This is a genomic window from Siminovitchia thermophila, assembly GCF_016909185.1.
Classification (GTDB): Bacteria; Bacillota; Bacilli; order Bacillales; family Bacillaceae_C; genus Siminovitchia; species Siminovitchia thermophila.
The window spans coordinates 1-6,219 of sequence record NZ_JAFBFH010000062.1 but is presented as its reverse complement, the minus strand read 5'-3'; the positions used below and the strand labels follow the sequence as shown (position 1 = coordinate 6,219).

Annotated in this window: 9 protein-coding genes; 3 read left to right on the top strand and 6 right to left on the bottom strand. The window is 34.7% G+C overall.

What is annotated here, in order from left to right; translation table 11 throughout:
• Positions 1–582: 582 nt before the first annotated feature.
• The 6 genes from JOC94_RS22220 to JOC94_RS22195 all read right to left on the bottom strand — a co-directional run bounded on the left by JOC94_RS22220 (position 583) and on the right by JOC94_RS22195 (position 3,784).
• Positions 583–870, bottom strand: a complete 288-nt coding sequence (locus JOC94_RS22220; RefSeq protein WP_205180392.1) for a hypothetical protein — start codon at positions 868–870, stop codon at positions 583–585.
• 46 nt (positions 871–916) lie between these two features.
• Complete coding sequence (locus JOC94_RS22215; RefSeq protein ID WP_268921022.1) at positions 917–1,645, bottom strand: DUF2786 domain-containing protein; 729 nt, start codon at positions 1,643–1,645, stop codon at positions 917–919.
• A gap of 128 nt (positions 1,646–1,773) precedes the next feature.
• Complete coding sequence (locus tag JOC94_RS22210) at positions 1,774–2,073, bottom strand: hypothetical protein (protein ID WP_205180390.1); 300 nt, start codon at positions 2,071–2,073, stop codon at positions 1,774–1,776.
• A 52-nt stretch (positions 2,074–2,125) separates the two neighbouring features.
• The gene (locus JOC94_RS22205) at positions 2,126–2,296 is read right to left on the bottom strand and encodes a hypothetical protein (protein ID WP_205180389.1); all 171 of its coding nucleotides are present in this window, start codon (positions 2,294–2,296) and stop codon (positions 2,126–2,128) included.
• A 279-nt stretch (positions 2,297–2,575) separates the two neighbouring features.
• The gene (locus JOC94_RS22200; protein WP_205180387.1) at positions 2,576–2,794 is read right to left on the bottom strand and encodes a hypothetical protein; all 219 of its coding nucleotides are present in this window, start codon (positions 2,792–2,794) and stop codon (positions 2,576–2,578) included.
• A 48-nt stretch (positions 2,795–2,842) separates the two neighbouring features.
• On the bottom strand, positions 2,843–3,784 hold the full coding sequence (locus JOC94_RS22195; protein WP_205180386.1) for an HD domain-containing protein: 942 nt from the start codon (positions 3,782–3,784) through the stop codon (positions 2,843–2,845).
• A gap of 562 nt (positions 3,785–4,346) precedes the next feature.
• Here JOC94_RS22195 and JOC94_RS22190 point away from each other — a divergent pair.
• The 3 genes from JOC94_RS22190 to JOC94_RS22180 are packed head-to-tail and all read left to right on the top strand — an operon-like array spanning position 4,347 to position 6,194.
• A complete protein-coding gene (locus tag JOC94_RS22190) occupies positions 4,347–4,847 on the top strand; it encodes an RNA polymerase sigma factor (RefSeq protein WP_120117191.1) in 501 nt (166 codons plus the stop codon).
• Positions 4,837–5,877, top strand: coding sequence for an anti sigma factor C-terminal domain-containing protein (locus JOC94_RS22185; protein WP_205180385.1), 1,041 nt, complete (start codon positions 4,837–4,839; stop codon positions 5,875–5,877). The genes JOC94_RS22190 and JOC94_RS22185 overlap by 11 nt, the downstream gene beginning before the upstream one ends.
• Complete coding sequence (locus tag JOC94_RS22180) at positions 5,850–6,194, top strand: hypothetical protein (RefSeq protein WP_205180381.1); 345 nt, start codon at positions 5,850–5,852, stop codon at positions 6,192–6,194. Before JOC94_RS22185 ends, JOC94_RS22180 begins: the two co-directional genes overlap by 28 nt.
• The last annotated feature ends 25 nt before the right edge of the window (positions 6,195–6,219 follow it).

Below are 6,219 nucleotides of genomic sequence, written 5' to 3'. Positions count from 1 at the left end.
GCTTCTTTGGCATGCCTACTTTTCCATCACTCGCTAGTTTTAAAACAAGGATCATTTCGTATCTAGTAATTTACTTTGTTAGCTTGATGGGCATGAGGACATACCCCTTTTTTAAAAAAGTCGAATTGGTATTCCCTTACATAATGGTTACAACAAGTACAAAAGTATAATCCATTTCGTGAATGTTCTTGTTCTGATAACATTGTTAAATAGATAAAGAATGCCACAATAGAAATGACTGAGATTCCTATAATTAGATAACAGAAAAATTTAATCTCTGAAATTCCAAAGAACAACCTAGAAGCTATAAGAGACAAAAAATAATTTAAAGACACTAATAAAAAGAAGCTTAAAGCAATTCTAACGACATCTTCCTTCAATTCAACGTCTGTGTATTTAGTTTTCACGGCATTTCCTCCCTGCTTTTTAAAAATAGGACGTATCTATTCGGTTTGGGTTCCCTGCGTATTAAAACAGTGAACTACCCACCACTTACCAAAGGTTGAAGTGGGGGCTTCTCGCTTCATCGAGCCAAGCAACCTTGTTCTCTCCACGATGGCGTGTTCCACGCCTAAATCATTTCTATCCGGCTTCCAATGTATTAAAAACCTTAACGTTATCGGCTTTAATTTCTGGTTGATTAGCTTCTTGATAAAAGTTCTCCCAAGAATAATTACGTTGTTCCTCCCAGGCATTTAAAATCTCGTCTGTGTCCAAACCTGTCTTTTGGGCGTAATGTTCAGCGCGTTCAATAATCCAATTAAACTTTTGCCATAATTGTTCCTCTGTACTAAAGGAACGCTTTGAATCAATTGTTTCTTGAATTGTTCTTTTCAATTTTTCTCTACCGATCGGTTTTACCTTAACCATAAAAAACAAACCCCTCTCTTGTTATCACATTGTATATTTGATTTTGTTAAACTATTGATCCTTCATCCAATGTAGTTTTCGTATAATCTACCTTATTTCCATCATGAAATCCTTTTTGATATGCTTCTACTTCTTCAATAGGCGGGAGTTTAAAAGACAATCCCTTTTTCCCTTCAAACATTTCATGGTATGCTTGTTTTACTTCTGTAGGCAGCAATACCATTAACCCATATTCTTGTTCCATCTCTTTAACTTGTTTTTCAAACTTTTCATTTAAACCATTTAAAAAACCTCTAATATAAGAGTTTTTTAATTCCGTTGTTAAGCTCCGCTCCCTTTGCAAAAGATTTACTTTGTAATATTCATCTACGAATTGAGATACATAAAAACTTAAAACCTCATACGCCAATATATACATTTCTTTCGCTAACGCAATATCATTTTCATATCCCAAAAAAATGATAGCCCTCTTTTTCTTGCTCTCACCTTCAACCGTTTTGCTATTGTAGTACCATGTAACTCGAAAATTATCCGCTATAACATTTGCCAATTGACGTTCCCACCAGAATAGAGTTTTATGGGCTGTCACTTGGCCTTTTGAGACAGTTTCATTGCTTTTTTGATCCAGTATTTCGGACGAAGAGATTTCATACTTTATCATAAGTTTTTGAGCCATAACGAAAGCTGTTTGACATTCTTCATCGTTTTTATGATCGTTTGCAATGGCCAATAAACCCTTGATTTTCTGGATAATTGACTCGTTTCGACTGGTCAACTGTATCCCTCCCAATAATCCATTCTTTGTATAAGGACGCTAATTCAAAATAATAGTTCCTTACCATTACCAGGAATTCCCGCTATTTAAAAAAGCGTTCTGCATATAAGCAAAACGCCTTTCGTTTCTTAATATTCATCTACTATATCGACATCCATATTTAGCTTCCGTCGATCATACATACCAATTCTTTCAGCAATCCGCATCATCTGATTTGGCCGATCTTCCTTTTCAAGAAAGATCATTGCACCTGCACAATGTTGTTGATCAGAGGAAGGCATGTGCAAAGTCTTATGACATGTGAAAGACATATCCGCTCTGATACCCTCTACAATCTCTTCCAATCTCCCCTCTGCCAATGTTGTGTTAGTAGAACTCCCTTTAATAAAAGGACAATCCTTGCAAGGCGTTTTTAAATCAAACTTCATTTTCACCGCAACCTATCATTTAATATTTTATTGGTTATTAAATTTGGTTCAATTAAAACCGTTCCCAACTGAAAGTTTCATTTTCACTTAGCTCTACGCCTACACGTTTATATTCAGCTCTTGCTAATTTTTTAATTTCTTCATCCGATGCATTTGTTGGTACATTATATAGCCACGTTTTAATTTCATAACCTTCTCTAACCACATAAACAATTAAATCCATTCCATTTCACTCCTTCACTTTTCTACTCTTCGAAAATCAGTCAAGCAATTCAAATAGTTTTCAAAAAGGCAGATCCCGCTTAACTAGGGAATCAGCGGGGACTTCCGCTTTACTAAAAGGACGATTTGAACAAAAAAATGGTTCACGTAAAGCAAAAAGAACGCAGTGATTAAACACTGAACATTCTTTTTTAAAAAAACAACCAAACACTTTGCACATTATTTTCGGATATTGAATTATGGTGTTTTCCAAAACGGAAACAACCACATCCACTTTCACCTATTTCGTATTTCGATTAGATTTTACCGGACCACGACATAAGATTTTGTGTTTTTTTATAACGGTTTTCACAACTTCCCCTTTTAAGCCCTTGCCGCACAATATAACTTCGCCTTTTTGATATTGTCGCAATAACCCTTTTTGTGAATCTAATAGTTTAAGTGCTAAACCATTTTCGGCAAAGTAAATGATATCACTTTTTGCTTTTTCAATTTCCATATTTTCCACCTCGTCATTTTATTCTTTGTGTCAAATCCAAAACAAATTTTAAATCGAAGGTTTATAAAACGAACGATTCCCCATAGAATACAAACGTTCCGTAAATGATCCCGGCTGTACATCACGTAAGGCTGTTCGTAAGGTATCCATTTTTGCATCCACCATGTCGATCAAATGAAGTATTTCTGCTTCCATGATGATAGGTTGTACAGGACTTCCCCACTCTAATTTGCCATGATGACTCAATACAAGGTGTTGCAGCAAAGTAACTTCTTCACCTATAATACCGAGTGATTGTGCTGACATTCCGATTTCTTCACTTATCATTGAAATATGACCAAGCAGCTTGCCTTCAAAAGAATATTCGGTATTAACAATCCGTTCATACTCTCTGATCTTTCCAACATCATGAAGAATCACACCTGCAAACAAAAGGTCTTTGTTTAGCTCCGGGTATATACTGCAAAAACTTTCCGCAATCCGCAACATACCTACCGTATGATAAGCAAGTCCCGATACATAGGCATGATGATTTTTAGAAGCAGCAGGATAAACCTTAAAATCACCTTCGAATTTTTGAACGACATCTTTGGTAATGGCTTTAATTTTGTCGTTTTGAATGTCAGTATTAATAACTTCATAGACTTTCTCCAATAAATCATTGCCTGAAACCGGGGCTGACTGTAAAAGGTCTGCAACCGTTACATGTTCATCTTCCGTCACAGCTCTCATGAAGTTAGAGTTAAGTTGCTTTTTACCTTGAAACTCTGTAATAACCCCTTGCACCTCAACTATGCTCTCAACTGGATAATAGGCTAATGCCTGTTCTACGTTATCCCAAACTTTGGATTCAATGTCACCGGATTTGTCGCCAAGAGTGAGTGTTAGGAATTCGTTGTTATTCCGAGCAATCCCCTTTTGAACTTTTTTCACCAATAGAAACCCTTGAAAATTCTCTCCTACTCCATAATTAGCAATGCCTTTCTTCATCAAAACCTCTCCTTTAATAATGTTTTTAAACACAAAAAAGCCGACAGCACGCAATAGCGTAACCATCGACTTTATATATATTTTCACAACTAAGTTGTGAAAATATCAATCTTAAATACATGCTAAAAAGCAATTCTGACTAATTGCAGCCTCCCTAACTTTTCTTCATAGAAGAATTCAAAGGCAATGAATTTGCGCCGAATCTCCTTTAGAAAAAAGGTTTGACGACCTCTACATAATGTGTAGCTTTAAAATAAATATTATACGTAAAGTGTAACATTTCTCCTTAAAAATTACAACATTAAAAATAGGTGAATATTAATTTTACTTTTTTAAATTGCCTTACGATTCATTGTTGGTCCATATGTATTGTGCTAGTATTTGACTTTGGTAGGAAGTCAGTTCGTAAGCATAAATTACAGATGCAAATTAATAAATACAAACAATCCTCTGATATTTAACGTTCTTACAGCGAACAATATTTGGTTTTTTTTAATATTTGTTTATTAAGTGCAACAAATCATCTGTTAATACGTTAGTTAAGTGAAAGGATGTTTCTTGAATGAATATTGAAGATTTATATGCCCAATATTTTAAAGATGTTTACCATTTCGTTCTATCCTTAACGAAAAACAGCGCATTAACCGAAGATATTGTTCAAGAAACATTTACCCGTGCTTATTTAAATTTAGACAGTTTTCGTAACCAACCGAACAAAGCATGGCTTTTTACAGTATCGCGCAACATCTATTACGACCATATAAGGAAAAACAAAAATATCGCAGATATAGATTATGATTATTCGACAATACCCGATACAAATATATCCCCAGAAGATGCTTTATTTCAGAAAGAAAAGCTTCAACAACTTTATGAAGAAATTATGAATCTGAAAGAAAATTATAGGGATGCAATTATCTGTTTTTACCTGAAAGAGTTAAATTACAAAGAAGCAGCTACAGAAATGAATGTTACTGAATCAAATTTCAAAAGTATATTATTCCGTGCTAAGAAAAGCCTGAAACGTTCTTTAGAAAGAAAGGGTGAGCCGCTTGAAGAGTGATGAATTCAAAAGAAAACTCGAACAATATCAACAAGGAAGCTTGACACCAGAAGAGGAAGAACAGTTTGAAAACGAATTAGAAAAACTCGACGAATATCAAAACTTTCTCGAAACAGAGATGAAGATAGAAGTCACTAAAAATGAATATGATCCTAACCTTGAAAAAAGGATTTTGAAACGCAGCCAATTATTTGCTTATCTTCGGATTGGGTTATCCACCTTAATTAGTGTTTTACTCATTCTTCCGACTCTAAACCTATTTACAAGTGTTTATTATAATGCAGGGGGTGAGTCCAGCAAGATGAATGTGCTTCAAGAAATAACAGAAACAGTCATCCCAATAACAAATCCGAATGTAGAACTTGAAAACCCTCAAAAAACAAGAAGTTTTCTAAAAGCAAAATACTCAATTGATCTTTATAAAAGGATTGGAAAAGAAAGAACATTCATCGCGTCAGATAACATTACACTTGTGTTAAACCATGCAACAAGGGAACGGAGGAATGTACCTACCATGATGAGTGCTAATCCTCCATTAGATCAAAAAGCAACAATAACTAGGTTAAGCAAGTTAAATGAAGAGATTGTCGTGGAACTCTTTATCGTCTTTAATGAACCCCAAGAGTCTAATCAGGTTGATACTTTAGCAAATAAATATGATATGGACATTCTATGGCGGGCTGTTAAAACCGATGACAATGAACATGAAGATGAACGTTTTATCGGTTATCCAGAAAACTTTCACCTTTTGCGTGAAAAAGGAGCAACTTCGGCAGAAGAAGAATTTAAAAGTTCTTTAGCCTTTTTGAGCAAACACGAAAAATTGGCAAGATCCATTTCAAACAATAAGATACATTCGGCAAAGGAAAAATTGAATTATATAAAGAAAAACGGAATTTCAATCGTTGGATTATCTGTCACAGGCCCAAGTCAAGAAATCCTCTCATTTATAAAAGAGCAAGATGAAAATATCTCAAATGTATATATAGGAGGTGAGAAACTATGGAATTGGCAAACGGAAGAAAAATAAAAACAAGTAGTCTTATCCATTGGATCGCTTACGGATTACTTATCATCAATTTGTTTTACATGAATCTAAATGTATTAATCGGAAAACCTGCATATTTTTTAGTGAATATTTCTTTGGGATTGCTTGCGATGTTGTTATGCAGCGTTGTGTTGTACATGAAGAAGGGAACGGATAGTACACCGATTATCGGAATCTTACTCAACGTACTATCAATTATTATTGTTGTTGGAACGCTATTCTTTTATGTAGATATACTCTCGGCATTCCAAACGAGTAAATTCCTGAATTCCCAAAAATTTACTGGAAATGGAGTGTAATCTGATGAGGAGATGGTCATTTTCA

Excerpts from the sequence above, each read along its gene's own strand:
- JOC94_RS22210 (WP_205180390.1), bottom strand. The coding sequence starts at position 2,073 with ATGAAGTTTGATTTAAAAACGCCTTGCAAGGATTGTCCTTTTATTAAA.
- JOC94_RS22200 (WP_205180387.1), bottom strand. The coding sequence starts at position 2,794 with ATGGAAATTGAAAAAGCAAAAAGTGATATCATTTACTTTGCCGAAAAT.
- JOC94_RS22195 (WP_205180386.1), bottom strand. The coding sequence starts at position 3,784 with ATGAAGAAAGGCATTGCTAATTATGGAGTAGGAGAGAATTTTCAAGGG.
- JOC94_RS22190 (WP_120117191.1), top strand. The coding sequence starts at position 4,347 with ATGAATATTGAAGATTTATATGCCCAATATTTTAAAGATGTTTACCAT.
- JOC94_RS22220 (WP_205180392.1), bottom strand. The coding sequence starts at position 870 with ATGGTTAAGGTAAAACCGATCGGTAGAGAAAAATTGAAAAGAACAATT.
- JOC94_RS22205 (WP_205180389.1), bottom strand. The coding sequence starts at position 2,296 with ATGGATTTAATTGTTTATGTGGTTAGAGAAGGTTATGAAATTAAAACG.
- JOC94_RS22180 (WP_205180381.1), top strand. The coding sequence starts at position 5,850 with ATGGAATTGGCAAACGGAAGAAAAATAAAAACAAGTAGTCTTATCCAT.